The 22,654-nt window shown below is 73.5% G+C and carries 26 protein-coding genes; 12 read left to right on the forward strand and 14 right to left on the reverse strand.

Features of this window, described 5'->3' with window-relative positions:
• Positions 1 to 43 precede the first annotated feature (43 nt).
• A complete protein-coding gene (locus ACWPWW_RS09555) occupies positions 44 to 1,300 on the reverse strand; it encodes an ABC transporter substrate-binding protein (protein ID WP_454050082.1) in 1,257 nt (418 codons plus the stop codon).
• Between the two features lie 289 nt (positions 1,301 to 1,589).
• On the opposite strand from ACWPWW_RS09555, the gene ACWPWW_RS09560 reads away from it, so the two are divergent.
• From ACWPWW_RS09560 to ACWPWW_RS09580, 5 genes are read left to right on the forward strand one after another with little or no spacing between them, the layout of a single operon-like run.
• Positions 1,590 to 2,744: an ROK family protein gene (locus ACWPWW_RS09560; RefSeq protein WP_454050083.1), complete on the forward strand. Its 1,155-nt coding sequence runs from the start codon at positions 1,590 to 1,592 to the stop codon at positions 2,742 to 2,744.
• Complete coding sequence (locus tag ACWPWW_RS09565; RefSeq protein ID WP_454050084.1) at positions 2,737 to 3,690, forward strand: N-acetylglucosamine kinase; 954 nt, start codon at positions 2,737 to 2,739, stop codon at positions 3,688 to 3,690. Before ACWPWW_RS09560 ends, ACWPWW_RS09565 begins: the two co-directional genes overlap by 8 nt.
• Entirely contained in the window at positions 3,687 to 6,611 is a 2,925-nt protein-coding gene (locus ACWPWW_RS09570) for a glycoside hydrolase family 2 TIM barrel-domain containing protein (protein ID WP_454050085.1), read from the forward strand. Before ACWPWW_RS09565 ends, ACWPWW_RS09570 begins: the two co-directional genes overlap by 4 nt.
• Positions 6,608 to 7,837: an MFS transporter gene (locus tag ACWPWW_RS09575; protein ID WP_454050086.1), complete on the forward strand. Its 1,230-nt coding sequence runs from the start codon at positions 6,608 to 6,610 to the stop codon at positions 7,835 to 7,837. The genes ACWPWW_RS09570 and ACWPWW_RS09575 overlap by 4 nt, the downstream gene beginning before the upstream one ends.
• Entirely contained in the window at positions 7,834 to 8,595 is a 762-nt protein-coding gene (locus tag ACWPWW_RS09580) for a hypothetical protein (protein WP_454050087.1), read from the forward strand. Before ACWPWW_RS09575 ends, ACWPWW_RS09580 begins: the two co-directional genes overlap by 4 nt.
• 68 nt (positions 8,596 to 8,663) lie before the next feature.
• Here the strand turns inward: ACWPWW_RS09580 and ACWPWW_RS09585 are convergent, their stop codons facing one another.
• Entirely contained in the window at positions 8,664 to 9,365 is a 702-nt protein-coding gene (locus tag ACWPWW_RS09585; RefSeq protein WP_454050088.1) for a hypothetical protein, read from the reverse strand.
• 251 nt (positions 9,366 to 9,616) lie between these two features.
• Between ACWPWW_RS09585 and ACWPWW_RS09590 the strand changes: the two genes are divergently transcribed.
• Positions 9,617 to 9,913, forward strand: a complete 297-nt coding sequence (locus ACWPWW_RS09590; protein ID WP_454050089.1) for a transposase — start codon at positions 9,617 to 9,619, stop codon at positions 9,911 to 9,913.
• Positions 9,910 to 10,791 carry a hypothetical protein gene (locus ACWPWW_RS09595; RefSeq protein WP_454050090.1) on the forward strand — a complete coding sequence of 294 codons (882 nt, stop codon included), beginning with the start codon at positions 9,910 to 9,912 and terminating at the stop codon, positions 10,789 to 10,791. The genes ACWPWW_RS09590 and ACWPWW_RS09595 overlap by 4 nt, the downstream gene beginning before the upstream one ends.
• 5 nt (positions 10,792 to 10,796) lie before the next feature.
• Here the strand turns inward: ACWPWW_RS09595 and ACWPWW_RS09600 are convergent, their stop codons facing one another.
• The 4 genes from ACWPWW_RS09600 to ACWPWW_RS09615 all read right to left on the reverse strand — a co-directional run bounded on the left by ACWPWW_RS09600 (position 10,797) and on the right by ACWPWW_RS09615 (position 12,459).
• A complete protein-coding gene (locus ACWPWW_RS09600) occupies positions 10,797 to 11,168 on the reverse strand; it encodes a hypothetical protein (RefSeq protein WP_454050091.1) in 372 nt (123 codons plus the stop codon).
• A 549-nt stretch (positions 11,169 to 11,717) separates the two neighbouring features.
• Positions 11,718 to 11,879, reverse strand: a complete 162-nt coding sequence (locus ACWPWW_RS09605) for a hypothetical protein (RefSeq protein ID WP_454050092.1) — start codon at positions 11,877 to 11,879, stop codon at positions 11,718 to 11,720.
• Positions 11,876 to 12,217, reverse strand: a complete 342-nt coding sequence (locus ACWPWW_RS09610) for a DUF6221 family protein (protein WP_454050428.1) — start codon at positions 12,215 to 12,217, stop codon at positions 11,876 to 11,878. The genes ACWPWW_RS09605 and ACWPWW_RS09610 overlap by 4 nt, the downstream gene beginning before the upstream one ends.
• Positions 12,218 to 12,219: 2 nt before the next feature.
• Positions 12,220 to 12,459, reverse strand: a complete 240-nt coding sequence (locus ACWPWW_RS09615) for a hypothetical protein (RefSeq protein ID WP_454050093.1) — start codon at positions 12,457 to 12,459, stop codon at positions 12,220 to 12,222.
• Between the two features lie 134 nt (positions 12,460 to 12,593).
• On the opposite strand from ACWPWW_RS09615, the gene ACWPWW_RS09620 reads away from it, so the two are divergent.
• On the forward strand, positions 12,594 to 13,193 hold the full coding sequence (locus ACWPWW_RS09620; RefSeq protein WP_454050094.1) for a helix-turn-helix domain-containing protein: 600 nt from the start codon (positions 12,594 to 12,596) through the stop codon (positions 13,191 to 13,193).
• Between the two features lie 497 nt (positions 13,194 to 13,690).
• Here the strand turns inward: ACWPWW_RS09620 and ACWPWW_RS09625 are convergent, their stop codons facing one another.
• The 7 genes from ACWPWW_RS09625 to ACWPWW_RS09655 form a co-directional block, all read right to left on the reverse strand.
• A complete protein-coding gene (locus tag ACWPWW_RS09625) occupies positions 13,691 to 13,882 on the reverse strand; it encodes a hypothetical protein (RefSeq protein ID WP_454050095.1) in 192 nt (63 codons plus the stop codon).
• Positions 13,883 to 14,065: 183 nt separating this feature from the next.
• On the reverse strand, positions 14,066 to 14,950 hold the full coding sequence (locus ACWPWW_RS09630) for a hypothetical protein (protein ID WP_454050096.1): 885 nt from the start codon (positions 14,948 to 14,950) through the stop codon (positions 14,066 to 14,068).
• A gap of 130 nt (positions 14,951 to 15,080) precedes the next feature.
• A complete protein-coding gene (locus tag ACWPWW_RS09635) occupies positions 15,081 to 15,482 on the reverse strand; it encodes a (R)-mandelonitrile lyase (protein WP_454050097.1) in 402 nt (133 codons plus the stop codon).
• Complete coding sequence (locus ACWPWW_RS09640; RefSeq protein ID WP_454050098.1) at positions 15,482 to 15,790, reverse strand: carboxymuconolactone decarboxylase family protein; 309 nt, start codon at positions 15,788 to 15,790, stop codon at positions 15,482 to 15,484. The genes ACWPWW_RS09635 and ACWPWW_RS09640 overlap by 1 nt, the downstream gene beginning before the upstream one ends.
• Before the next feature lie 82 nt (positions 15,791 to 15,872).
• Positions 15,873 to 16,262, reverse strand: coding sequence for a DUF2255 family protein (locus tag ACWPWW_RS09645; RefSeq protein WP_454050099.1), 390 nt, complete (start codon positions 16,260 to 16,262; stop codon positions 15,873 to 15,875).
• 298 nt (positions 16,263 to 16,560) lie between these two features.
• A complete protein-coding gene (locus ACWPWW_RS09650) occupies positions 16,561 to 17,451 on the reverse strand; it encodes a helix-turn-helix domain-containing protein (RefSeq protein ID WP_454050100.1) in 891 nt (296 codons plus the stop codon).
• 102 nt (positions 17,452 to 17,553) lie between these two features.
• On the reverse strand, positions 17,554 to 17,691 hold the full coding sequence (locus ACWPWW_RS09655) for a hypothetical protein (RefSeq protein WP_454050101.1): 138 nt from the start codon (positions 17,689 to 17,691) through the stop codon (positions 17,554 to 17,556).
• Between the two features lie 221 nt (positions 17,692 to 17,912).
• Here ACWPWW_RS09655 and ACWPWW_RS09660 point away from each other — a divergent pair, with 221 nt between their 5' ends.
• Both ACWPWW_RS09660 and ACWPWW_RS09665 read left to right on the forward strand, forming a co-directional pair.
• A complete protein-coding gene (locus ACWPWW_RS09660; RefSeq protein ID WP_454050102.1) occupies positions 17,913 to 19,127 on the forward strand; it encodes an MFS transporter in 1,215 nt (404 codons plus the stop codon).
• Positions 19,124 to 20,236 (forward strand): FAD-dependent monooxygenase, encoded by a 1,113-nt coding sequence (locus ACWPWW_RS09665; protein ID WP_454050103.1) that lies wholly within the window; start codon positions 19,124 to 19,126, stop codon positions 20,234 to 20,236. Before ACWPWW_RS09660 ends, ACWPWW_RS09665 begins: the two co-directional genes overlap by 4 nt.
• A gap of 22 nt (positions 20,237 to 20,258) precedes the next feature.
• Here the strand turns inward: ACWPWW_RS09665 and ACWPWW_RS09670 are convergent, their stop codons facing one another.
• Positions 20,259 to 20,726: a hypothetical protein gene (locus tag ACWPWW_RS09670; RefSeq protein ID WP_454050104.1), complete on the reverse strand. Its 468-nt coding sequence runs from the start codon at positions 20,724 to 20,726 to the stop codon at positions 20,259 to 20,261.
• A gap of 114 nt (positions 20,727 to 20,840) precedes the next feature.
• On the opposite strand from ACWPWW_RS09670, the gene ACWPWW_RS09675 reads away from it, so the two are divergent.
• Both ACWPWW_RS09675 and ACWPWW_RS09680 read left to right on the forward strand, forming a co-directional pair.
• Complete coding sequence (locus ACWPWW_RS09675) at positions 20,841 to 21,749, forward strand: helix-turn-helix transcriptional regulator (protein ID WP_454050105.1); 909 nt, start codon at positions 20,841 to 20,843, stop codon at positions 21,747 to 21,749.
• A 162-nt stretch (positions 21,750 to 21,911) separates the two neighbouring features.
• Positions 21,912 to 22,646 carry an SDR family oxidoreductase gene (locus tag ACWPWW_RS09680; RefSeq protein WP_454050106.1) on the forward strand — a complete coding sequence of 245 codons (735 nt, stop codon included), beginning with the start codon at positions 21,912 to 21,914 and terminating at the stop codon, positions 22,644 to 22,646.
• Positions 22,647 to 22,654: the final 8 nt, after the last annotated feature.

Here is a 22,654-nt window from a genome sequence, read left to right on the forward strand (position 1 = left end):
GGAGGGCGCCGGCCACCCGCGGGGTGACCGGCGCCCTGCGGGGTCAGTCGGCGTACGCCTCGGTGGTCTGCTCGCCGATCTCGCGCACGGTGGTGGCGAGGTCCTGCTCGCCGTTGAGGTACTTGACCGTCTCGTCCTTCAGCGGCTCGTACTCCAGGACCAGGCCCTCGTACCCGTTGCGCAGCGCGGTCGTGGCCTGGTCACCGGCGATCGGGTCGGATGCCTCGATCTCGGCGTAGTACATGTCGAACGCCTCGGCGTTGTCCGCGTACGCGACGTCCAGGCCCTCGACGGCCGGCAGGAAGCCGGAGATCTCCGAGAGCTCGGCGTAGTTCTCCTGGGTGTACATCCAGTCGATGAACGCCTGGGTCTCCTCCTCCACACCGGTGCCGTCGAACGCGACCATCCAGTTGGTGCCGAGGTTGGTGGCGCGGGTGGGCTGTGCCGGCATCAGCGCGGTGGTCCACTCGAAGTCCGTGATGTTCTGGGAGAAGTCGGTGATCTGCCAGACGCCCGAGTAGTACGCGGCGACCTGCCCGCTCTTGAACATCGCCGAGGGGTCCTCGCCGGACAGCCACACCGAGCGGGGCATCATCGAGTCGTCGTTCATCGCGGCGAAGTACTCGAGCGCCTCGGCGCCCTCCTCGTCCAGCGTCCAGGTGCCGTCCTCGTCCGGCTGCACGCCCTGGGACCCGAACTGGTACATGAACGAGCGCAGGCGGTGCGCCGAGCCGTCCATGACCATCCCGTACCGGGCGCCCGTCGCCGCCTGGACCTCCTTCAGGGAGGCGGTCAGCTCGTCCCAGGTCCACGGCTCGTCGTCGATGCCCGGGTAGGTCACACCGGCCTGGTCGAACAGGGACTTGTTGAGGAACACCCCGACGGCGGTGAGGTCGCTGGGCAGCGCGAGGATCTCGTCGTCGCTGTTCGGGACCAGCAGCGAGTCCATGACGTCGCGCTCCGTGGCGATGTCCGTGAGGTCGAGCAGCTCGGACTCCCAGAGCGGGTCGATCTCCGAGGCACGGGCGAGGGCGGGCAGGTCGCCGGCCTGCGCGCCGGACCGCAGCCGGGTGACGAGGTCGTCGTAGGGCACGTCGACGATCTCGACGTGCACCCCGGTCTCCTCCTCGTACTTGTCGGCCATGGCCTGGTAGCCACCGCCCTGGTTGGCGTCGCCGGAGAGCACGAACTCCAGGGTGACGGGGCCGTCGGAGGCGGCGTCGGAGCCACCGCCGCACGCGGTGAGGGTGAGCGCGGCGACGGCGATCGCCGACGTCGCGGTGAGGGAGCGAAGCTGCACGGTTCCTGACCTCTCGGGGAGCCCCGGGGTGAGCACGGCCGGGGCGGGGGAAGGACGGGCGGGGAGCGGAGCGGGTCGCGTCCTCGGGGTGACCGGTGGAGCGCGTGGTGGCCTTTGCTATCAGTGCGATGTCAAAGATTTCAAGGCGCTCGACGCCGTTCCGGCCCGGCGAAACACAGAATTTACGCGGCGACACACGCTGGGAACGTGCGCTCGGACGGCCCTTGCCGAAGTCCCGGAGGGATGGTTCTATCTCGCACTGATAGCAAAGTGTGGAGAGGGGATCGCAGTGGTCAGGAGCGCGGCACGCACCGCCACCACGCGCACGGTCACGGACATCAACCGGACCGCGGTCCTCGACGCGCTGTCCGAGCACGGACCCCTCTCCCGTGCGGGGCTGCGCCGCCGCACCGGCCTGTCCCCCGCCACCATCGACCGGCTGTGCGCCGCGCTCCTCGAGGAGCAGCTGGTGGTCCGCGCCGGGGTCGAGCGCTCCTCCGGCGGGCGCCCCTCCACCCTGCTGCGGTTCGCCGGGGAGACGCGGGTCATCGTCGCCGTCGAGGTCACCGCGACGGGCCCGCGCGGCATGCTGATGGGGCTCGACGGCTCCCGCGGCGACCGCCTCGAGCGCGGCACGCCGGCGGACGCCGACCCCACGGTGCGGCTCGACGAGCTGCTGCACCTCGTCGGTGACCTGATCGCCCGCGCGTCTGCCGCGGGGCGGACGTGCCTGGGCGTCGCCGTCGTGGTCCCCGGGGTCGTCGACGCCGGGGGCCGCGTCTCGAACTCCGCCGAGCTCGGCTGGCAGCAGCTCGACGTCGGGTCGATCGTCGGGCACCGGTTCGGGCTGCCCACCCTGGTCGAGAACGACGCGAACGCGATCGCGTTCGGCGAGTGGGCGCACGGGTCCGGCGAGGGCGTGCAGAGCCTGGTCGCGGTCGTGCTCGGCGTCGGCGTCGGGTCCGGCATCGTCTCCGACGGGACGCTCGTCCGCGGCGCGCGGTCGGGTGCCGGGGAGATCGGCTACCTGGTGGCCGACCGCTCGGCGTTCGGCCGGGTGTTCGCGCGGCAGGGCGACCTCGAGTCGCGGATCGGCGCCGTCCCCGCGCGCTACCCCGGTGACGGCCCGCTGGACGCCGCGGGGCTGCTCGCCGCCGCCGCGCAGGGCGACCCGGCAGCGACGGACCTGGCCGCGGAGCTGCTCGACCACCTCGCGTTCGCCGTCATCGCCCTCGCGACCGTCATCGACCCCGCGGTCGTCGTCCTGCACGGCCGGCTGCCGTCCGACGGCGGCTGGGTGGTGCACCAGCTCGAGCAGCGCCTCGCCGGTCGCATCCCGTTCCCGCCCACCATCCTCCGGTCCCGGCTCGGCACCGACGCGGCGCTCGCCGGCGTCGGGGAGCTCATGGCCCGCCGCACGAAGGGATCCGTCTACCTTGCCTGAGATCGCGCCCGGGCGGCTCGACCGCCCCCGCACGACCACCGCAGCGCGCACGGCGACGGTCGGCGTCGACGTCGGCGGCACCAAGACGCACGTGGCCGTCCTCGGCCCCGACGGGAGCCGCCGCGACGTCGTCGTCCCGTCCGCGAGCTGGCGCCGGGGCTCCTTGTTCACCGGCGCCGGCAACTTCGCGCGGCTGTCCACGCTCGTCGCGGACGTGCTGGCCGGCGACGCAGGCGGGGAGCGGGTCGCCTACGGGATGCACGGCGTCGACACCCCCGCGCAGCTCGCGCAGGCCACCGACGAGCTCGCCCGGTACGCGACCGGACGCGTCCGCGTCGTGAACGACGCCCAGCTGCTCGGACCCGCTGCCGGCCACCGCGAGTGCCTGACCCTCGTGGTCGGGACCGGGGCGGCCCTGCTCGGCACCGACCGCGACGGCGCCACGCTGAGCGCGGACGGGTACGGCGCCGTGCTGTCCGACACCGGCAGCGCACCGGCCCTGGTGCGGGAGCTCGTGCGCGCCGCACTGCGCGCCGGCGACTGGGGCTCGCCCGCAGCCGTCCTCGCCGACCCCGCGGTCCGCGCCCTCTGCGGCGCCTACGGTGTCGCGTCGCTGCAGGACCTCGCGCTGGCGGTGTCGCTGCAGCCCGCCCTCGCCTGGGGCGAGCACGCCCCGCTCGTGTTCGCCGCGTCCGAGCGCGGCTCGGCACTGGCCTCCGGCGTGCTGCGGGACGCCGCCGACGTGCTGGCACGCAACGTCGCGGCGCTGCGCCGCCGCGGGGCGGTCGGCGAGGTCGTCGTGGCGGCGGGCGGCGTGATCACCCAGCAGGAGGTCCTGCGCGACCTGCTGCGCGCACGGCTCGCGGACCATGCGCCCGGGTTGCGGCTCGAGGTGCTCACCTCGCCGCCGGTCGACGGCGCCCTCGTGCTCGCGGCCGCGCTGTGACCGGCGCGCCCGGGCTCCTCGCGGAGCTGTCCAGCACGGCGCCGGCACGCGGCACGGTGCAGCCCCGCGCGCACCTGACGTCGGACGCACCGCGGCAGTCGCTCGACGGCACGTGGCGCCTGCGCACCTGGCCCTCGCCGCGGCACGTCGCCGACGACGGCTGGACCGGACCGGAGCCGGACGAGACCGACCCGGCCGCGTGGTCCGACGTGCAGGTGCCAGGCCACTGGGTGCTGCAGGGGCACGGGGCGCCGGCGTACAGCAACCTGCAGCTCCCCTTCCCGGTCGCCCCGCCCCACCCGCCCGACGACAACGTGGTCGCCGACCACCGCCTCGTGCTCACCGTGGACGACGCGGTGCTCGCGCACCCGGCCGTCCTGCGGTTCGAGGGCGTCGAGGGCGCGGCGACGGTCTGGCTGAACGGCGTCGAGCTCGGCACCCTGCGCGGCAGCCGGCTCACGCACGAGCTGCCCGTCGACGGCGTCCTGCGCCCCGGCGTGAACGTGCTGGCCGTGCGGGTCGCCCAGTGGTCCGCGGTCAGCTACCTCGAGGACCAGGACATGTGGTGGCTGCCCGGGATCTTCCGGTCCGTCACCCTGCTCGCCCGCCCCGCCGGCGGTGTCCGGGACGTCTTCGTGCACGCCGGGTACGACCACCGCCACGGCTCGGGCGCGCTGCGGGTGGAGGTCGCCACGGAGGACGGCGACGCCGGCCCGGTGCTGCTCGACGTGCCCGCGCTCGGCCTCACGGGCGTCGCGGCGGACGTCGAGCACCACCTGCCCCGCGTGCGGCCGTGGTCCGACGAGGACCCGTACCTGTACGAGGCGACCGTCCGCACCGGCAGCGAGGCCGTGCGGCTGCGCATCGGGTTCCGCACCGTGCACGTCGAGGACGCCACGCTGCTGCTCAACGGCCGGCCCGTGCTGCTGCGCGGGGTGAACCGGCACGAGCACCACCCGGTCCGCGGGCGGGCGGTGGACGTCGAGGACGACCGCGCCGAGCTGCTGCTCATGAAGCGGCACAACGTCAACGCGATCCGCACCTCGCACTACCCGCCCCGCGCCGACCTGCTCGACCTCGCGGACGAGCTGGGCTTCCTCGTGGTGCTCGAGAACGACCTGGAGACCCACGGCTTCGAGCTGGTGGAGTGGCGGCGCAACCCCTCGGACGACCCGCAGTGGGGCCCGGCGGTCCTCGACCGCGTCGTGCGCACCGTCGAGCGGGACAAGAACCACCCGAGCGTGCTGCTCTGGTCGCTGGGGAACGAGGCCGGCACCGGCCAGAACCTCGAGGCCGCCGCGCGGTGGGTCGCGGCGCGGGACCCCGAGCGGCTCGTGCACTACGAGGGCGACTGGTCCTCGACGTACGTCGACGTCTACTCGCGGATGTACGCCACGACCGACGAGGTCGCGGCGATCGCCACGGAGCCGGCGGGCGGGTCCACCCCCGCCGAGCGGCACCGCCGGTCGCTGCCCTTCGTGCTGTGCGAGTACGCCCACGCGATGGGCAACGGCCCGGGCGGCCTGAGCGAGTACCAGGACCTGTTCGAGTCCCACCCGCGGCTGGCGGGCGGGTTCGTCTGGGAGTGGGTCGAGCACGCGCTGCTCGACCCGGCGGCACCGGCGACGCCCGACGGCGCCCCGAGGTGGCGCTACGGCGGCGACTTCGGCGAGGCGGTGCACGACGGGAACTTCGTCGTCGACGGCCTGGTGCACGCCGACCGCACACCGGGCCCTGCGCTCGCGGACCTCGCCCGGGTGTTCGCGCCCGTGCGCCTGTCCCTGTCCGGGGACGGCACGCTCCTGACCGTGCGGAACCTGCGGCACACCCGCGACACGGGCGACCTCGAGCTGGTGCGGTGGTCCGACGCCCCCGGCCACGGGCAGCCGGCGCCGGTCGACGTCCCCGTGGTCGCCGCAGGTGCCACGGCGCACGTCGTGCTGGACCCACCGCCGGCGGGGGCGACCGTCACGGTGTCGGCACGCACCCTGCAGGCCAGCCCGTGGGCGCCCGCGGGGCACGAGGTGTCCTGGACCCAGCACGTGGCGCCGGGCGCACCGGCCGCCGTGGCCGCGACCGTCACGCCGCGACCGGAGGGGCTGGTCGTGCGGCTCGGTCCCGCGGTGCTCGACGCCACCACCGGCATGCCGGTCCGCCTGGGCGACCTCGACCTGCACGACGTCGCGCTCGGCCTGTGGCGGGCACCCACCGACAACGACCGCGGGACCGGCTGGGACGAGCCGACGCTGCCGCCCGTGGCCGACCGGTGGGCCGCCGCCCGCCTGCACGACCTCCGCTCACGTCTGGTCTCCCTCGACGTCACCGAGGACGCCGTCGTCGTGCGGACCCGCGTCGGTCCGCCCGTCCTCGACGCCGGGGTGGACTGCACCTGGCGCTGGACGTCCGACGGCGAGCGGCTCGGCCTCGAGCTCGTCGTCGAGCCGTCCGGCGACTGGCCCTGCGACTGGGCGCGCGTCGGCGTCGACCTGCGGCTCGACGACGCCACCCGTGAGGTGCGGTGGACCGGGTACGGCCCGGGCCCGCAGTACCCGGACACCGGTCAGGGCGCGCGCTGGGCGTCGCACACCGCCGGCCGGGACGACTACGCCGTCCGCACCGTCCGGCCCCAGGAGCACGGCGCCCGCGTCCTCGACGAGGCCCTGGTCGTCACCGAGGGCACCGGTCCCGACCTGCACGTGCGCACCGAGCGGGCCGCGCTGACCGTCCGGCCGTGGTCCCGTGGCGTCGTCGCCGCCACGCAGCACGACGACGAGCTGCCGGCGGCGACGGCGACCCACGTGTCGCTGGACGCCGCGCGCTCCGGGGTGGGCACGGCGTCCTGCGGCCAGGGCGTGCTGCCCGAGCACCGGCTGCCGCCCTCGCGGCACGTCCTGCGCGTCGTGCTCTCGTCCCGCTCGTGAAGGAGACGCGAGACCTGCGACCCGCGGCACCGGCGCAGGCGGACCGGGCGTGGCGGCTGCGCGCGCTGGTCCTCGCCGCCTACTGCGTCAACGGCTTCAGCCTGTCGGCGTGGAACGTGCGGCTGCCGGCGATCGCCGACCAGGTCGGCCTGGACGCCGGCGGTCTCGGGCGGTTCCTCATGGCCAACGCGCTCGGCACGCTCGTCACGATCCCGCTCGCGGGCCGGTGGGTGCAGCGGGTGGGTGCGACCCGCGCGTACACCGCCGCGACCCTCGGGTTCGTCGTCGCGTACGCCGGTCTCGCCGCCGCCCTCGCCGCCCGCTCCCTCGCCGGCCTGCTCGCGGCCGCCGCCCTCCACGGCGCCGCGTTCGCCCTGACCAACGTGCCGCAGGCGGTGCTGGGCACCGAGGCCGAGCGGCGCGTCGGGCGCACGATCCTGCCCCAGTTCCACGCCGCCTACTCGATCGCCGCAGCGGGCGGCGCCGCACTGGGCGGGCTCGCGGCCGGCGTCGGCCTGGGTCCCGCCCCGCAGCTCCTCGTCCTCGCGGCGCTGGCGGCACTGGCCCGGACCGCCGTCGCCCTCGGCCTGCGGCGCGACGCACCCCGCCCGGCGCACGGCGTCCGCGTCGACGACGGACCCGCCGCGGCGGCGCCACCTCCACGCCGGCGACGGGGCGGCGTGTGGGTCGAGACCTCGACCCTGCTGCTGGGGACCGTGGTGTTCGGCGCCGCCCTGTCCGAGGGCGCCGCCAACAACTGGATGGCCCCGCTCGCGGTGGCGGAGCTGGGGGTGGACGAGGCGCGCGCCGCGATGTTCGTCTCCGTGTTCCTGGTCGCGCAGACGGCCGGCCGGCTCGCCGGCGGGCGGCTGGTCGACCGGCTCGGCCGGTCCGCGACGCTCGTGACGTCGGCGCTCGTGTCGGCCGTCGGCGTCGTCGCCGTGAGCACCGCCCCGGCGCTGTGGGTGGCCTGGGCCGGGGCAGCGGTGTGGGGCACCGGGGCCGCGCTCGCCGTGCCGGTCGCCGTGAGCATCGCGGCCGGGCTCGGCCGCCCGGCCGAGCGCATCGCCGCGGTGACGTCGCTGTCCTCGTTGGCGAACGTCGCCGGACCACCGCTCATCGGGGCGGCCGCGGACCTGGTGGGTCTGCCGTGGGCGGTCGGCGCGGTCGGCGGCGTGCTGCTGGCCGGTGCCGTCGCCGCGCGGGCCGTCCGCCGGTTCGCGTGAGCACCGCCCGGGACGCCGCCCTGCTCGGCATCGACGCACCGGCGGCGTCCGGACCGCCCGACCCCGCCCTCCTCTCGGCCGTCGCGGACGCGCTGCGGACGGGATCGACCGCGCCGGCCGTCCCGCCCGGGACGCCGGTGGCGGAACTCCTGCCGGTCCTCGTCGCCCTCGTCCCTGCCGCCCTCGACAGGTTCGCCGCAGCCGGGGTCCCCCCGGACCTCACCGCCGCGACCCTGCTCGACGTCGGCCGCAAGGTCCGGACCTACGGGACCGGCACGAGCACCGGCTGGCTGGTCGGCCTGCTGCGCGCGGACGTCGTCGGGATCGGCCGGTTGCAGTTCGCCCGTCTGCCGGAGGACGGGGAGCACGCCGTCCACGTGCCCGAGACCGGCCCGCTCGAGCCGGCGCTGGTCGACGACGCGCTCACCCGGGCTGCGGACTGGTTCGGCTCCGGGGCGTTCAGCTGCCGATCGTGGCTGCTCGACGACCTGCTGCCCGGCGCCCTGCGCCCGACGAGCAACATCGTGCAGTTCGCCCGCCGGTTCACCGTGCGCGACCCGGCCGCCCGACCCCCGACCGGAGGGGGCGCCACGGAGGCCGACCACCTCGTGGTGCGGTTCGTGTTCCGCCGGCCGCTGGACGAGGTGCTCGACCCACGGACCACCGTCCCGCGAGGAACCGTGCAGGAGCTGGTCGCCGGGACCCTGCGTGCGGGCGGGCACTGGACGGAACCGCGTGGTTCGCTGCGGGTGCGCTGAGGGCGCTCCCCACGAGCCCCCGGCACCACTCCGCTGAGCCGGCTCGCGGAGCAAGCCGAGAGGGCACGTCAGCCCTCCGCCTCGTCGACCAGCCGACCCGCGTGCGCGAGGTCCGCCGCCGCCGCCCCGTCGGTGATGCCGGCCGCCTCCGCCAGCGTCGCCCGCGCCGCGTCCACCCGGCCCAGCCGCACCAGCAGCTCCGCGCGGTAGGCCAGCGCCCGCACCCGGTCGGCCGGCGGGGCGTCCGGGTGCCGGGTCAACCCGGCGTCGAGGGCGCGCAGCGCCTGGGCGTCGTCGCCCCGCGCGTCACCCTGCCGGGCCGCGACCTCCACCGCGCGCGCCAGCCCGGACGACGCGGGCTCCGGCTCCGCCCCGTCCGCCGCGTCCGCCGCCCGGTAGATGCGCAACCAGTTCCCCCCGACGTCGACCACCGTGAAGCCCGTCGCGGTCCCCTGCTTGCGGCGGGGGCGCAGCATCCGCGGGATCCCCGCCGCCGGCACACGCCCGAACCGCTCCCGCAGCCCCGCGGCGAACTGCGCGTGCAGCGCCTCCGCGTCCGGCACCGTCACGATCACGCTGCCCAGCGACGTCGCCGGGTCGAACCCCTCGACGGCCGACAGGTGGATGCCGAGGTCCTCGAGCTCGACGACGGCGCACGGGTACGGCCGCAGCTGGACGAACGTGCGGCGGAACCCCAGGGCCTCGTAGAACGTGATCGCCTCGTCGAGGTCGGGGTACGTCAGGATCGGGTACATGCGCTCGCCGGCCATGCGTCATGGTCCCGCGTCGGGGTCGCGGCGGGCGGAGCCGGTGGCAGGGGCCGGCCCGTGACGATCCGGGCGCTGCGGACCGGCGTCCCACTGCACTGGATCCAGACCGGGCATGCAGAAACCCCCGCCCGGGGTGACCCGGACGGGGGTTGTGCGCTGTGCGCCCGGAGGGACTCGAACCCCCAAGGAGCCTGACCCGCTTCTCCGGACACCTGATCTGAGGCGATGATCGTCTCGGAGAGGAGTCCTGGATGCCTGCAGCCAAGCCGCCGGAGTTCCGGCGTCGAGCAGTGGATCTGGCCCGTTCGGGTCAGCAGCCGGTCGCGAAGGTCGCGTCCGATCTGGGTATCAGTGAGTCGTGCTTGCGGCGGTGGATGGCCCAGGACGACGTCGACGCCGGTCGCCGTGAAGGTGTGAGCAGCGACGAGCGGCGTGAGCTGGTCGAGCTGGTCGAGCTGCGGCGTCGCAACCGGGTGCTGGAGATGGAGGTCGAGATCCTCAAGCGGGCCTCCGCCTACTTCGCAAGGGAGAACGTCCTCCCACTATGAGCGCCCGGCTGGACCAGGAACTGGCTGCTGACGAGGTGCCCGTCGCGCTGACCTGCCGGGTGCTCGGGATCTCGCGTTCTGGTCTGTATGAAGCTGCTGGCCGGGCGCCCAGCGCCCGGGTCGTCGCCGATCAGGCGTTGACCGCGACGATCGTGGCCATCCATCACGACTCCCGCGCGACCTACGGCGCTCCGCGGGTCCACGCCGGGGCGGACATGAGCACGGAGAGCCCCAGGGGCGGGAACTTCATCATGGTGTGCTCCACCTCGTTCGCCTTCGGGTACCGCAACGGTGCGAGCTACCAGGAGCGCCTGTTCACCGCTGACCACTGCGGTGCTGGCCCGTCGCCGACCTGGCACACCGGCAGGAGCCTGTCCAACCCCGAGATCGGGAACATGGCCTACGTGGCCACGAACACCGACATCACCTCACTGGCGGGCAAGGACTACGCGCCGTACATGTACCACGGCGACAACAACTCCAACAGCGCCGTCGCGATCCGCGGCTACGTGACCCCGATCGTCGGCGGCTTCATGTGCTACTCCGGTGCTCCCAGCGGCTCGGTGTGCGGCAACGAGATCACCCACACCGGGGTCGCCGCGTCCTACGGCTACAACGGGCTCACCCGCACCGTGCAGTACCAGGGCACGCCTGCGCTGGGGAACGGGGACTCCGGTGGTCCGGCGTACGCGGTGACCTCCCAGGGATACGCGTACGCGATCGGCGTGATCAGCGGGATGTCCAACGCGAGCAGCACTTGCACCGGCGACCCGGGCAGCAGCTCGCGCCAGTGCAGCGCGATCGGGCTGTTCGCGCCGGTGGCGTCGCACTTCGCCATGAACGAGTTCGACTACCTGCAGACCGTCCCGCTGCCCTGAGTCGTTCAGGTGCCGGAGCACGCGGAGGCGTCCGCGTGCTCCGGCACCGCGCACAACTCGTCGAGGAACGCTGCCGGCTCCGCACCGGTCGGCAACGCCTCGGGGAGCTCCGCGGCAGCATCCAGCCACTCGTCCCGCGACGAGCACGCCTCTAGCGTCCGCTGGGAGGCCCGCTCCACCGAGAAGTTCTCGTCGCCGGCGCGAGCCGCGCTCAGATCAGAGAAAGCGGCCTGGCAGGTCGTCAGCTCCAGGATGGGGTGCTCGGCGCTGTCGCCCGGCCCGCCGCAGGCAGGAAGCGCGAGCAGGGTCAAGCCGGCGAGGGTCGCCGAGATCAGGCGCCAGCGGACTGGCACCGCACTTCGGTCGGGCCACGACATGCCAGGAGTCTCGCATTCCTGGGTACCCGGCCCGGGGCCCGACCCGGTCACGATCTGATGACACCCAACGGCCCGACGGAGCTCGTACCCCGAGTCGCCGCGCGGATCGCCCAGACCGCGGTGGCCTCGCACCGGATCAGGCCGCGCCTCGAGGCCCGCGACCGTCCGCCGCTGGAGGGTGGACGGCGGACGGGCTAGCGACGCCGACTGCCGAGCACCCAGCCCGTCAGCAGCGCCGTCGTCGACCACGCCAGCAGCCCGCCTCGAGCCCGGTTCGCGATCCTCGTCAATCCCAAGACGGTGCCTCACGGCACATCGCTCACCGATGCCGACGTACGGGCGATGCGATCTCAGTTCGAAGCTGAGACGGGTCTCAGCACGTCCACCAAGGACCCAGACTCGAATGAGCCAGGGACGCCGAGGTGGGTCGCCGAGATGTTCAAGGAGGCGCGCACGCTCTAACCGAGGCGCCTCGCGGGCTGAGCCCGCCTCGCACACGTCAGCGCCCCTACCCGGCTCTGGCTGGGTGGGGCGCTTCGTTGTTCGGGTTCACGCGTGCTGTTCGCGCCGGTGCTTCATGGAGCTGCGCTGGGCGAGCCACTGTGCGTCGTCGTCATCGCTGACGTGTCCGCACGAGCAGGTGAACCAGTAGATCGCTTTGCCCGCCTCGTAGTCGGAGTGCACCTCAACCACGGCACGGTCGTCAGTCACGGCCGCCACTCCTCGCGGTAGTCGGGATGGTCCGCGTAGGGCAGGGCGAGCAGTTCGAGGATCGGCCCGGAGTAGTCGTAACCGATCCGGTCGTGCTTGGTGATCGTCCCGACGATCCGCCGCTTCGCCTCGCACTCGGCGCGCGCCCGCGCCTCGCTCATCGTGATGAGCGGGAGACCTCCGGTGTGCTCCGTCACCCACGGGTCCGAAGCGGAGAGCAGCAGCCACGGTTCCACCTCGGTCTTCCGGCGCCCCCGATCCGTGTGGAGGTCGGCGTTCATCACCGCTGCCTCGTCTTCGGCGATGCGCTCGAGCAGGAACTCCGGCAAGGTCGTCATGGTCACCGTCTCCCGTCGCGGATCTGGTAGATGCGCTCCCGGCGGAGATCGCTGACGAGCGCGATGTCACTGACGGGGAACCCGTCGTCGAGCGCCTTGCGGATGGCCTCGTCGCGGGCATCGCGGGCCTTGGTGGCGCGCTTCTCGGCCTCGAACAAGGCGTCCCGCGCGCGGATGACCGGCCAGAGCCCTTCGGGCACTTCGAGGTCTTCGCTGATGGTGGAGGGGCCCTCGTTGTCCATGCAATGACGGTAGTAGCGCGCTACACACACACCTACGCCCCGTGCGGCGTTGGCACCTGGTCGCCATGAGCGAGGACGACCGGCCCGGCCCTGCACGCGGCCGCGGACGTGCGGCGGCGCGCAATCATGGGCGCATGGCCGACCGCCTCTTGACCACGAAGGAAGTTGCCCACCTGCTCGCCGTGACTATGTCGTGGCTGAACCAAGCAGCGTCGTCCGGCGAGATACCGGCCTACCGGGTCGGGTCACACTGGCGCTTCGACGTCAATGAGCTCGGTCTCTGGCTCACCCTGCAGGGCAACGACGCCGCGAGTTCGTCGATTGGGCCCAACCGGAGCGTCCTCCCCCCTCCGATGCCCGGACGCAGCAACCCACCCCCGAAGCCGATCGTGGATCTCGAGCGAACTACTTCTGCCATGGACGTCGCTGGTGAGCTCGACGTCCCAGTGGAGACGGTTCGTCGGTGGGTCAGCGAGGGCATCTTGCCGGGCGCTCGAGCAGGTCGCTCGTGGCTGGTCGACACCGTGGCATTCCAAGAGTGGAAGGTGATGCTCGCGGCTCGCGGACAGCCGGTGCGCGGCGATGCCCGCTCGATCCGGGACCGGATACTCAGCGAGCTGCTGCACCGGATGGGCATCCTCCAGACCGCCGGGTCCTGGCAGCGGCATGGCGGGAAGCTGCCCACTTGGGCCGAGGCCGTGCTGGACCCGCGCCAGCACGGTCAAGCCCAGTGATCTCGCCGCCCCGGTTGTCGCGATCCGCACCTGCGCCCGTCACCGATACCTGCGCGACCACTCCCGCTCTCGCGGGCTCTCGGTGGGCAGGGACTGCACCCACTCGTCTAGGTCCGCGGCTCGGAGAACGATTCGCCCACCCCTATCACCGGCTCGATGCGCAGTCAGGTAGATCTGCGCGAGGTCTTGTGTGCACCGCTGTGTGCACCCGCTGGACATGCGAACGGCCCCTCACCGCTAAAGTGCTGGTGAAGGGCCGTTCTGCACTGTGCGCCCGGAGGGACTCGAACCCCCAACCTTCTGATCCGTAGTCAGATGCTGGGTGTGTTCGTGCCCTGAGCCAGGGGCAATGCGGGGTGATTCGAACGCGTCCACCAGGACCTCCGTCGGCCATGTGTAGGTTCTAACCCACAACCGTCCTCCTGCACCCGTCGTCTCGTCAACACCTGGACGACGGTCCGCAGTGTGTCCCACAGCGCCACAGGGCTCCCGCGTGATCAATCCTGCCGGAGGCGTCGGTTCACCTCGTGCAGGTAGAACAGGTCACTGTGTCGGAGGTCTGCACGAGCCTTTCCGCGTGCGCCGGCCGCCTTGATCCCGTCGTGGAGGAGGGCCGCCACGGCGGGTGTGACGCCGCCGACGGCTTCGAGGGTCGCGTCGATTCCGGCGATCGGCTGCATCCCCATCATCAGGACACCGGAGCTCGCCACCCCGAGGCTGATCGCCTTCGGGCTGGCCGAGATCTGCCGACCGAGCTCCCTGATGAACGAGTGCTCGTGCAGGCCGTCGCGCAGCTCGTCGAGCGTGGGCGCGACCTCGTTCCGCCAGAGATCGTCGATCTCGACGGCCGAGTCCTCGTCGTACGCCTGAGCCTACAGCTTCTCCGCCAAGTTCGTCACCGCGCGCCGGTATCGCCCCAGGGCCGCGGACAGGTCTGCCCGTAGCGAGAGCACGTCGTTCATGTCGGAGTCCGGGAACGACGGCAGCCGAGCGACCAGCCCGCCGCCGACAGCGGCCTGGCGTGCGTGCACCAGGCCCATCCGGTGCGGCTCGACGTGCCCTTCCCGGACGAGCGAGCGGGCGAGCGAGGCCGATGAGTCGTCGAAGAGCGCGTGGACGCTCGAGTCGCGAAGAACGCCTTTGAGTTGCTGGACGTAGGCCTCGAGGACAGCATCCGTGTCGCCGTCGCCCACACCCAGCGGGTGCAGCGTGACCAGACCGAGCTTGATCGGGTCGTCGAGCTCCCGCAGCCCGGAGTCATCCACCAGGCTCGTGGCGATGTCGCGCAGCTGAGAGGTGGCTTGCTGGAACCCCGCGGCCTGCACCTGGAGGCCATCGAGGAACTCGTCCGTTGCGTGCTTACCCAGTGCCTTGCGCACGGCCTGCGGCGGCATCTCGCTGAGCATGAGCATGCCTTGCGTGATCTGCTGGAAGTTCTCCGGCAGACCCGAGCCCCCGACGTGGCGCAGCGCGTCCGGGTCGAGCGACCCGAGGAGGGCAAGCGCGTCCGCGGTCGTCGCGGTCGAGAGCGTCCCGGCACCGGACACGAGCGCCGCACCGGCACTGACCAGCTCGACATGGTCGGCGTAGAGAAGTGCTGACTTGACCAGAGCAACGTCGTGATCCAACTTCACCGGTGCACCCCGAGTTGAGCGGGGCTGGGTGACGACGACCACCCGGAGCTGCGCGCCAGCGGCGACGAAGCGGACCGGCTTCGGACGATTGCGCCTGCTCAGTCGGCGCGATGGCTTCCCCATGAGCGGAGTTTGCCAGTTTCGAGCCTCAACGAGATGAGATCGCGCCTCGTGCCTCGGAATCGAGCCGCTGGAGCGCTGCGTGGGGTGTGACCGGACGCGGAGGTCGAGGGGCCCGAGCACGGGGTCGACGTCAGCGAGCCCTGTACTCCGCGTCGGTGACGTGCTCGAGCCACGTCGTTGTCGTGGTGGCGTCGTCCGCGCTCTCGAGCATGGCGAGGTGCTCCATCCAGCACTCGGGCGTCGCGCCGTGCCAGTGCTCCTCACCCGGCGGCGTGTAGACGGTCTGGCCCGGGTGCACCCGGAGCACCTGCCCGCCGCGGGTACCGACGAGAGCGGTGCCCTGGGTGACGCGCAGGTACTGGCCGCGGGCGTGGGGGTGCCAGGCCGTGCGGGCACCCGGGGCGAAGCGCACGGTGGCGACGGACATCCGCTGGTCGTCCTCATGGGGCACGGCGACCATGTCCACCCAGACGTCTCCGGTGAACTGCTCGGGCGGGTTCTTGGCGGTGGCGGGGTTCGGGTCGATCTGCATCAGGCGAACAGCTCCTTCGCGAGGGTCAGGGCGGACACCGCGCGGGGCCAGCCGGCGTAGAACGCCACGTGGGTGATCGCCTCGACGATCTCCTCCTGAGTCAGGCCGTTGTCCAGGCCCATCGGGATGTGTCCGCGCAGCTGCTCGATGTTGCCGGCGCTGACGAGGCTGCTGATGGTGATGAGCGAGCGGTCGCGCGGCGACAGCTCGGGGCGCGCCCACACCTCGCCGAACAGCACGTCGTCGGTGAGGTGCACGAACGTGGGGGCGATGTCGCCCACCATGCGCTGCATCGGGGAGTCGGTCATCTGGTTCTCCTTCGTGGTCGAGAGGGCGTCCCGAAGTCCAGGGCGTCCTCGGCACCTGCGCCGTTGCGCAGCGCCGGGCTCGTCATCCTCGCGCGGGCACCAGCCGCAGCGTCCCGGCGTAGCTCGACGGTCCGGTGATCGCCCCCACGGGACCGGGCCCGTACCGGTCGTACTTCGCGTGCAGGGCCGCGTCGACCCGCGGGTGCACCTCGGCATCCGGAGTCTCGAACCGCACGTCGGCGCGGACGCCGCCGGCCTCGATCCTGCCCGAGCCGGACGCCTGGGCGCGGCGGAACCACGGGTTGTCGACCCCTCGCGCCGAGCGGACGTAGACGTCCGAGCCCTCCTGGGTGACCCAGATGGTCACGAAGGGCCGCAGGGTGCCGTCCGGACGACGCGAGGCGATGCGCAGCTCGGTGGCCGCGGCGATACGGGCGAGCTCGTCGGCGGTCCAGCTGGCGGTGTCGGACATGGGTGCTTCCCTCCGGTGGTGGAGCAGGGTTGGCGCCAGGCCACCCGCGTGATGTCGCAGGTGGCCGAGCGGCGCCGTGTCAGGGGGCGACCATCGCCTTCAGCGCCTCGCGCGCGTCCATGGCGGCGTAGCCGCTGGGGGGCCTCGTCGAGCGTCACAGTCCGGTGCCACACAAGGCCGGGTTCGATCGTCCCGTCGAGGACAGCCAACCCCGGACGGGGCGCGGGCGGGAGACCCTGTCGGTACGGGTACTGGCAGCACCCCCCGGGCAGCACCGAGCCGTCCGCGCGGTGCTGCGTCAGCGCCTGTGCGTTCCCGGCGCTGGGGAGACGTCATCGCGGACGTCGTCCGTAGCCGACCAGCTGGCCAGAAGGTCCAGGGCGTGCTGGGACGGCGAGCCGGGCTCGGCGCCGAAGACGAACAGGGCGAGGCCCGGGTCGGCGGGCAGCTCGAGCCCCTCGAAGAACAGGTCGAGGTCCCCGACGACCGGGTGGTGCAGGCGCTTGGTACCGGTGCGGTGCAGCCGCACGTCGTGCGTGGCCCACAGCTCACGGAACTCTTCGCTGCGGGTGCTGAGCTCGCCGATCAGGTCGGTGAGGGCCGTGTCGTAGGGGTCGCGTCCCGCGGCGGCGCGCAGCACCGCGACGATCTCGCGCCCGGTGCCCTCCCAGTCCCGGTAGAACTCGGCGGCGCGGGGGTTCAGGAACCGGAACCGTGCGGCGTTCACCGGGCGCACGGGGTCGTCGAACAACGGCGCGTTCAGCGCCCGCCCGAGGCGGTTCGTCGCCAGGATGTCGCCGCGCCCGTTGGTGACCCACGCGGGCGCGAGCTGGCTGTCGAGCACGTGCTGGAGGGCCGACCGCACCCGCGGCGGGGGCGTCGCGCGGCGCCGCAGGGTCGCGCCGTCACCGGCCACGCGCGCCAGGTCGAGCAGGTGGGCGCGCTCGGCCGCGTCCAGGCGCAGTGCGCGGGCGAGTCCGTGCAGCACGTTCTCCGACACCCCTCGGAGGTTCCCGCGCTCGATCTGCGTGTAGTACTCCACGGAGACCCCGGCGAGCAGCGCCACCTCGTCACGGCGCAGGCCCGGGACGCGACGTGCGCGTCCGTAGTGCGGCAGGCCGACCTCGTCAGGCGTGATGCGCCCACGGCGGGAGACGAGGAAGTCACGCACCTCGCTGCGGTTGTCCATGACGCCACGCTACGAGCCGCCGGCCCGCGGGAGGCAGTGGCTGCCAGAACCCCCTTCCGTCGGGCCCGACCCGGCAGGTGCGTCCGGATCGGGCCCGCCGGCTCACGCCAGGACGTCGAGGCCGGAGGAAGCGGGCAGCACCACGGGCGCGGGTGCCGGTGCCGCGACCGGGCGCGGGGACGCGGTCGCCAGCGGTGCGGAGTACCCGGCGGCGCCCACCGAGCTGATCGAGCAGGACATGGTCGTCTCCTCTCGAGCCGCGGCGGTTCCGCGGGCTCATCCGGGTGTTCGGCCACCTGAACCCGCTCCGGAGCAGAAGTGGGGGGTGCTGGGACTACCTCCTTGGCGACAGGCCGCTCCTGCGGGGGGACTGCCGTGGCCGGTACTGGCAGACACTCCCTCGCGCGTCGAGCGCCTGGTTCGCTGACGCGGCCAGGTCGTCGACAGCCAGGAGTACGTGCGTGAGCAAGCAGGACCGGTCCACCCTCCCCCGGCTGGAGGGGACGCCGGCGTTCGTGGCGGCGACCACCGCCCTGGTGATGGTGTTCCTCGCATCGGGCACACCCGTCCCGCTCTACAACACCTACCGCGAGGCCGACGGCATCACCGACGGCGGACTCGCGATCACCACCGTGTGCTACCTCGCGGTCACGGCGCTGTCGTTGCTGGTGCTCGGGCGGCTCTCCGACCACGTGGGGCGGCGCCCGGTCGCCGCAGCCGCTGTCGTCGTGGCCGCGGCGGGATGCCTCGTGCTGATGCACGTCGACCGGCTGGAGGTCCTCCTGGCGGGCCGGATGCTGCAAGGCCTGGCCTGCGGGATCGCGTCGAGCGCCCTCGGATCGTTCGTCGTCGACACCGCCCCCGCCCGCCCCGGCGGCCTGGCGGCGATCGTCACCAGCAACACCCCGCCGTTCGCCATCTCGCTCGGGGCACTGCTGTCCGGTGCCCTGGTCCAGGTGGCTCCCGCTCCGCGTGTCCTGACGTACGCGATCGTCTGCGTCGGCCTGACGGTGTGCCTCGTGCTGATCCTGCTCTGCCGGGAGCCGGGCGCGAGGACGCCCGGGGCGCTCGCCTCGCTCGTGCCGCGCGTCGCCGTTCCCGCCGGTGCGGGCGCCGCGTTGTTCACGACCGGCGCGGCCCTGGTCGCGACCTGGTCGCTGAGCGGTTTCTACCAGGCGTTCTCCCCGGCCGTCACGGCCGACCACCTCGGCACGACGAACACCGTCGTCATCGCCGTCGTGTTCTCCTCGGTGGTCATCCTCGGCCCGGTCGGCGGGACGCTGACACGGCGGCTGCCCGAACGCACCGCGATGACCGTCGGACTCGTGCTGTTCTGCGCGGCGGCGACCGGTGCCGTCCTCTCGCTGCACGCCGGGGCGATCGTGCCGTTCCTGCTCGCCTCCTACCTGGCGGGACTCGCACAGGGTGCCGCGAACTCGGCCGGCATGCGGTCGGTCCTGGGCCGCACCGGTGCGGGCGACCACGCCGGGGTCCTCGCCACGGTCTTCCTCGTCTCCTACGCCGGCGCAGCCGGCCCCGGTCTGGCCGCGGGCCGGCTCACGTCCGTGCTCAGCGTCGACCAGATCGCCGACGGCTACCTGGTGCTGGTGCTCGTCGCCTCCGCGGTCGCCCTCATCACCGCACGCAGCTCGCTGCGGACCCGGGGCCCCCGGTGACCGCGGGAGGAACGCCCACCACCGCGCTCATCGTGGGCGGCTCGCTGTCGGGCCTGATGGCAGCGCTCGGGCTGGCGCGGCTGGGAGTCGAGGTGACCGTCCTCGAGCGCTCGACCGCCGACCGGCGCAGTGGGGCGGCGCTCGGCAACGCCGAGGGCAACCTGCACCGGTTGTTCGGCCCGACCGGCCTGGCCGGTGCGGAGGCGCAGGCCGCCCTCGACGGCAGGCCCGCGAGCCTGCAGACCTGGCAGCAGGCCAACGACCTGCTGCAGGCCGCCGCGTCGGCCGACCCGCGCGTGACGATCCGGCACGAGATGACGGTCGCCGACGTGGGTCAGGACGCGGACAGCGCCTGGGCCCGGACGACGACGGGCAGGACGTACCGCGCGGACCTGCTGCTCGGCGCGGACGGGCACCGCAGCGTGGTCCGCCGTGCCGTGGCCCCGCGCGCCCCGAGCGCGCAGTACGCCGGGTACGTCATCTGGCTCGGCATCGCGCACGAGAGCGAGCTCGGGTCGGTCGCGCGGTGGCCGTCGAACCTGGACATCCTCGACGCCGGTGCCGACTGCCTGCTCGGGTACCCCCTCGACGGCGAGGACGGGTCCCGGGAGCCCGGCGCCCGCCGGCTCGGCTGGGCATGGCTCGACCCTCGCCGCACCGCGTTGCTGGAGGCGACCGGCTGCGTCCGCGACGGGGAGGTGCAGCACTCGATGCGCGCCCGTGACGTGCCGGACGACGTGCTGGGCGAGCTCGTACGGGAGGCCGGACGGTGGGCGTCGCCGTGGCGGGACGCCGTGCGCGCGAGCCTGCGCCGGCGGGGCGTCACCGGGACACCGGTGGCCGAGTACCTGCCCGAGCAGCTGGCGGCAGGGCGCATCGCGATCGTCGGGGACGCGGCGCACGTGTCCACGCCGATGACCGGTCGGGGGTTCACCCAGGCCCTCGACGGCATCGAGGTCCTGGTGGCGGAGCTCGCCGACCCGGGCACCGGCGGAGTCGTCGACGCCCTGGCCGCCTACGAGCGACGCTGCCTCGACCGGGCCCGGCAGCTGGTCCTCTCCGGCATGTCGTTCAGCAGGTCGTTCGCTCTCGAGGACCCGCACGGCTGACCCCGCCGGGCCTGCGTACGGATCAGCCCGCCGCCTGCTCCCGGATCTGCTCCAGGGCGTCGTTGAACCCCAGCGTCGTCCCGCTCGACCCGGCCAGGTAGTCCAGCTCGATCTCGTCCAGGGGCCGTCCCACGACGACGTCGGCGACCGCCTCGGCGAACCGTTCCTGCAGGTCGAGCGACGTCTCGTTGGTGGCCGTCGGGGTGACCTCCACGTCGGCGACCGCGTCGTCGCGCAGGGTCACGTCCACGACGATGTGCGAGGGCAGCCCCCCGTACCAGCCCGTCGCCGTGTACTCGCCGTCGCGGTACCGGTCCTGGTCGGCCGTCGACGGGCTCGCCTCGGGCGGAACGGTGGTCGGAGTCGCGGTCGTCGCGTCGGCCCGGTCGCGTTCGGCCGGCCCGCACCCTCCGAGGCCGACCACGCCGGCCACGCCGGCGGCGGCCAGCCCGGTCGCCTGCCACGGGGATCGTCTCGTCGCGTCTCGCATCCTCCGACGCTACGGAGGTGCCCCGGCTCGAGGCAGGGGCTGGCAGTACCCCGCAGGGAGGGCGGTACTACCAGCCCCTGCCTGCCACCAGCACCGCGCCGTAGCGTTCCGGTCATGGACACCACGGAGCAGGTGCGGGAGTTCCTCACCACCCGCCGCGCGCGGCTGACGCCCGAGCAGGCCGGGCTGCCGGCCTGGGGCGGGCACCGCCGCGTCACCGGGCTGCGCCGTGAGGAGGTCGCCATGCTCTCCGGGATGAGCGTGGACTACTACACGCGCCTCGAGCGCGGGAACCTCACGGGGACGTCCGAGCAGGTGCTGTCCGCGCTCGCCGACGCCCTGCAGCTGGACGAGGCCGAGCGCATGCACCTGGCCGACCTGGCGCGTGCGGCCAACGCCGGACCGTCGCGGCGCGCACCGCGAGCGGCTCGTCCGCCTCGCGGAGCCGTGCGTCGGGAGGTGCAGTGGATGCTCGACTCGATGCAGGGCGTGCCGGCCATGGTGCGCAACGACCGCCGGGACATCGTGGCGACGAACACCCTCGGCCGGGCGCTCTACAGCGAGCTCTACCGCGACCCCGTCCGCCCGGTGAACCTGGCACGGTTCACGTTCCTCGACCCGCGCGCACGGGACTTCTTCGTGGACTGGGACCGCTCCGCCGCCGACCTGGCCGCCAGCCTGCGGACGGTGGCCGGCCGCACACCGCACGACCGCGCGCTGAGCGGCCTGATCGGTGAGCTGACGACCCGCAGCACCGAGTTCTCGCGCATGTGGGCGGCGCACGACGTCCGGCTGCACCGCAGCGGCAGCAAGCGCATGCGGCACCCGGTGGTCGGCGAGCTGACCCTGACCTACGAGTCCATGGACCTGCCCGGCGACCCCGGGCACTCGCTGATCGTCTACACCGCCGAACCGGCCAGCACCTCGGCGGCGAACCTCCTGCTCCTCGCCGGCTGGGCCGAGCAGAACACGGCCGACGCCCCGCAGCCCGGCCAGGACGACCGCACGGCCACCCGGGCCTGAGCTGCTCGCGACGGGGGTTCTGCCGGTACCCCGAACCGCCGCCACTGCCACAGCCTGCTCGCCGGTGCTGTGCTGGGTACCGCGGGATCCTCCCGCGGTACCGCACGGCCTCGGCTCACCACTCGCCGTCGTGACCGCACCACCGACGAAGGGCACCTCACCATGACCCAGTCCGCCACCCCCGACCGCGTCGCCGTCATCACCGGGGCCTCCTCCGGCATCGGCGCCGCCACCGCCCGCGCCCTCGCCGCCGCCGGCTACCGGGTCGCGCTCCTGGCTCGCCGCCTCGACCGCATCGAGGCCCTCGCCGCCGAGATCGGCGACCGGGCGCTGCCGATCCAGGCCGACGTCACCGACCGCGACGCCCTCGTCGCCGCGGCCGAGCGGGTGCGCACCGAGCTCGGTGGCGCCGACGTGCTCGTCAACAACGCCGGCACGATGCTCCTCGGCCCCTTCGGCCCCGACCAGCGCGAGGACTACCGGGCGATGGTCGAGGTGAACCTGCTCGGCGCGATCACCACCACCGAGGTGTTCCTCGACCAGCTCACCGACGGCGGCGGAGACCTGATCAACATCTCCTCGGTGGCCGGGCGCACCGCCCGCGCCGGCAACGCCGTGTACGCCGCGACCAAGTGGGGCATCAACGGCTGGTCGGAGTCCCTGCGCCAGCAGCTGCTCCCGGACGTGCGGGTCACCCTCATCGAGCCGGGTGTGGTCGCCACCGAGCTGCCCTCGCACATCACCCACGAGGCGACCCGTGAGGCCGTCCAGCAGGGGTACGACGTCGCCACGGTGACCCCCGAGGACATCGCCGAGGTCATCGCGTTCGTCCTCGCCCGGCCGCGCCACCTCGCGATCAACGAGGTCCTGCTCCGCCCCGCGGACCAGCTGGGCTGACGCGCACC

Source organism: Cellulomonas sp. Marseille-Q8402, assembly GCF_965119525.1.

What these genes read in the sequence shown, in the direction of transcription:
- ACWPWW_RS09680 (WP_454050106.1), top strand. Translation starts at nt 21,912, where the DNA reads ATGACCCAGTCCGCCACCCCCGACCGCGTCGCCGTCATCACCGGGGCC.
- ACWPWW_RS09655 (WP_454050101.1), bottom strand. Translation starts at nt 17,691, where the DNA reads ATGTCCTGCTCGATCAGCTCGGTGGGCGCCGCCGGGTACTCCGCACCG.
- ACWPWW_RS09610 (WP_454050428.1), bottom strand. Translation starts at nt 12,217, where the DNA reads ATGACGACCTTGCCGGAGTTCCTGCTCGAGCGCATCGCCGAAGACGAG.
- ACWPWW_RS09640 (WP_454050098.1), bottom strand. Translation starts at nt 15,790, where the DNA reads ATGACCGACTCCCCGATGCAGCGCATGGTGGGCGACATCGCCCCCACG.
- ACWPWW_RS09645 (WP_454050099.1), bottom strand. Translation starts at nt 16,262, where the DNA reads ATGTCCGACACCGCCAGCTGGACCGCCGACGAGCTCGCCCGTATCGCC.
- ACWPWW_RS09675 (WP_454050105.1), top strand. Translation starts at nt 20,841, where the DNA reads ATGGACACCACGGAGCAGGTGCGGGAGTTCCTCACCACCCGCCGCGCG.
- ACWPWW_RS09620 (WP_454050094.1), top strand. Translation starts at nt 12,594, where the DNA reads ATGGCCGACCGCCTCTTGACCACGAAGGAAGTTGCCCACCTGCTCGCC.
- ACWPWW_RS09630 (WP_454050096.1), bottom strand. Translation starts at nt 14,950, where the DNA reads ATGGGGAAGCCATCGCGCCGACTGAGCAGGCGCAATCGTCCGAAGCCG.
- ACWPWW_RS09650 (WP_454050100.1), bottom strand. Translation starts at nt 17,451, where the DNA reads ATGGACAACCGCAGCGAGGTGCGTGACTTCCTCGTCTCCCGCCGTGGG.
- ACWPWW_RS09635 (WP_454050097.1), bottom strand. Translation starts at nt 15,482, where the DNA reads ATGCAGATCGACCCGAACCCCGCCACCGCCAAGAACCCGCCCGAGCAG.
- ACWPWW_RS09600 (WP_454050091.1), bottom strand. Translation starts at nt 11,168, where the DNA reads ATGTCGTGGCCCGACCGAAGTGCGGTGCCAGTCCGCTGGCGCCTGATC.
- ACWPWW_RS09595 (WP_454050090.1), top strand. Translation starts at nt 9,910, where the DNA reads ATGAGCGCCCGGCTGGACCAGGAACTGGCTGCTGACGAGGTGCCCGTC.
- ACWPWW_RS09670 (WP_454050104.1), bottom strand. Translation starts at nt 20,726, where the DNA reads ATGCGAGACGCGACGAGACGATCCCCGTGGCAGGCGACCGGGCTGGCC.
- ACWPWW_RS09625 (WP_454050095.1), bottom strand. Translation starts at nt 13,882, where the DNA reads ATGATGGGGATGCAGCCGATCGCCGGAATCGACGCGACCCTCGAAGCC.
- ACWPWW_RS09615 (WP_454050093.1), bottom strand. Translation starts at nt 12,459, where the DNA reads ATGGACAACGAGGGCCCCTCCACCATCAGCGAAGACCTCGAAGTGCCC.
- ACWPWW_RS09590 (WP_454050089.1), top strand. Translation starts at nt 9,617, where the DNA reads ATGCCTGCAGCCAAGCCGCCGGAGTTCCGGCGTCGAGCAGTGGATCTG.
- ACWPWW_RS09585 (WP_454050088.1), bottom strand. Translation starts at nt 9,365, where the DNA reads ATGGCCGGCGAGCGCATGTACCCGATCCTGACGTACCCCGACCTCGAC.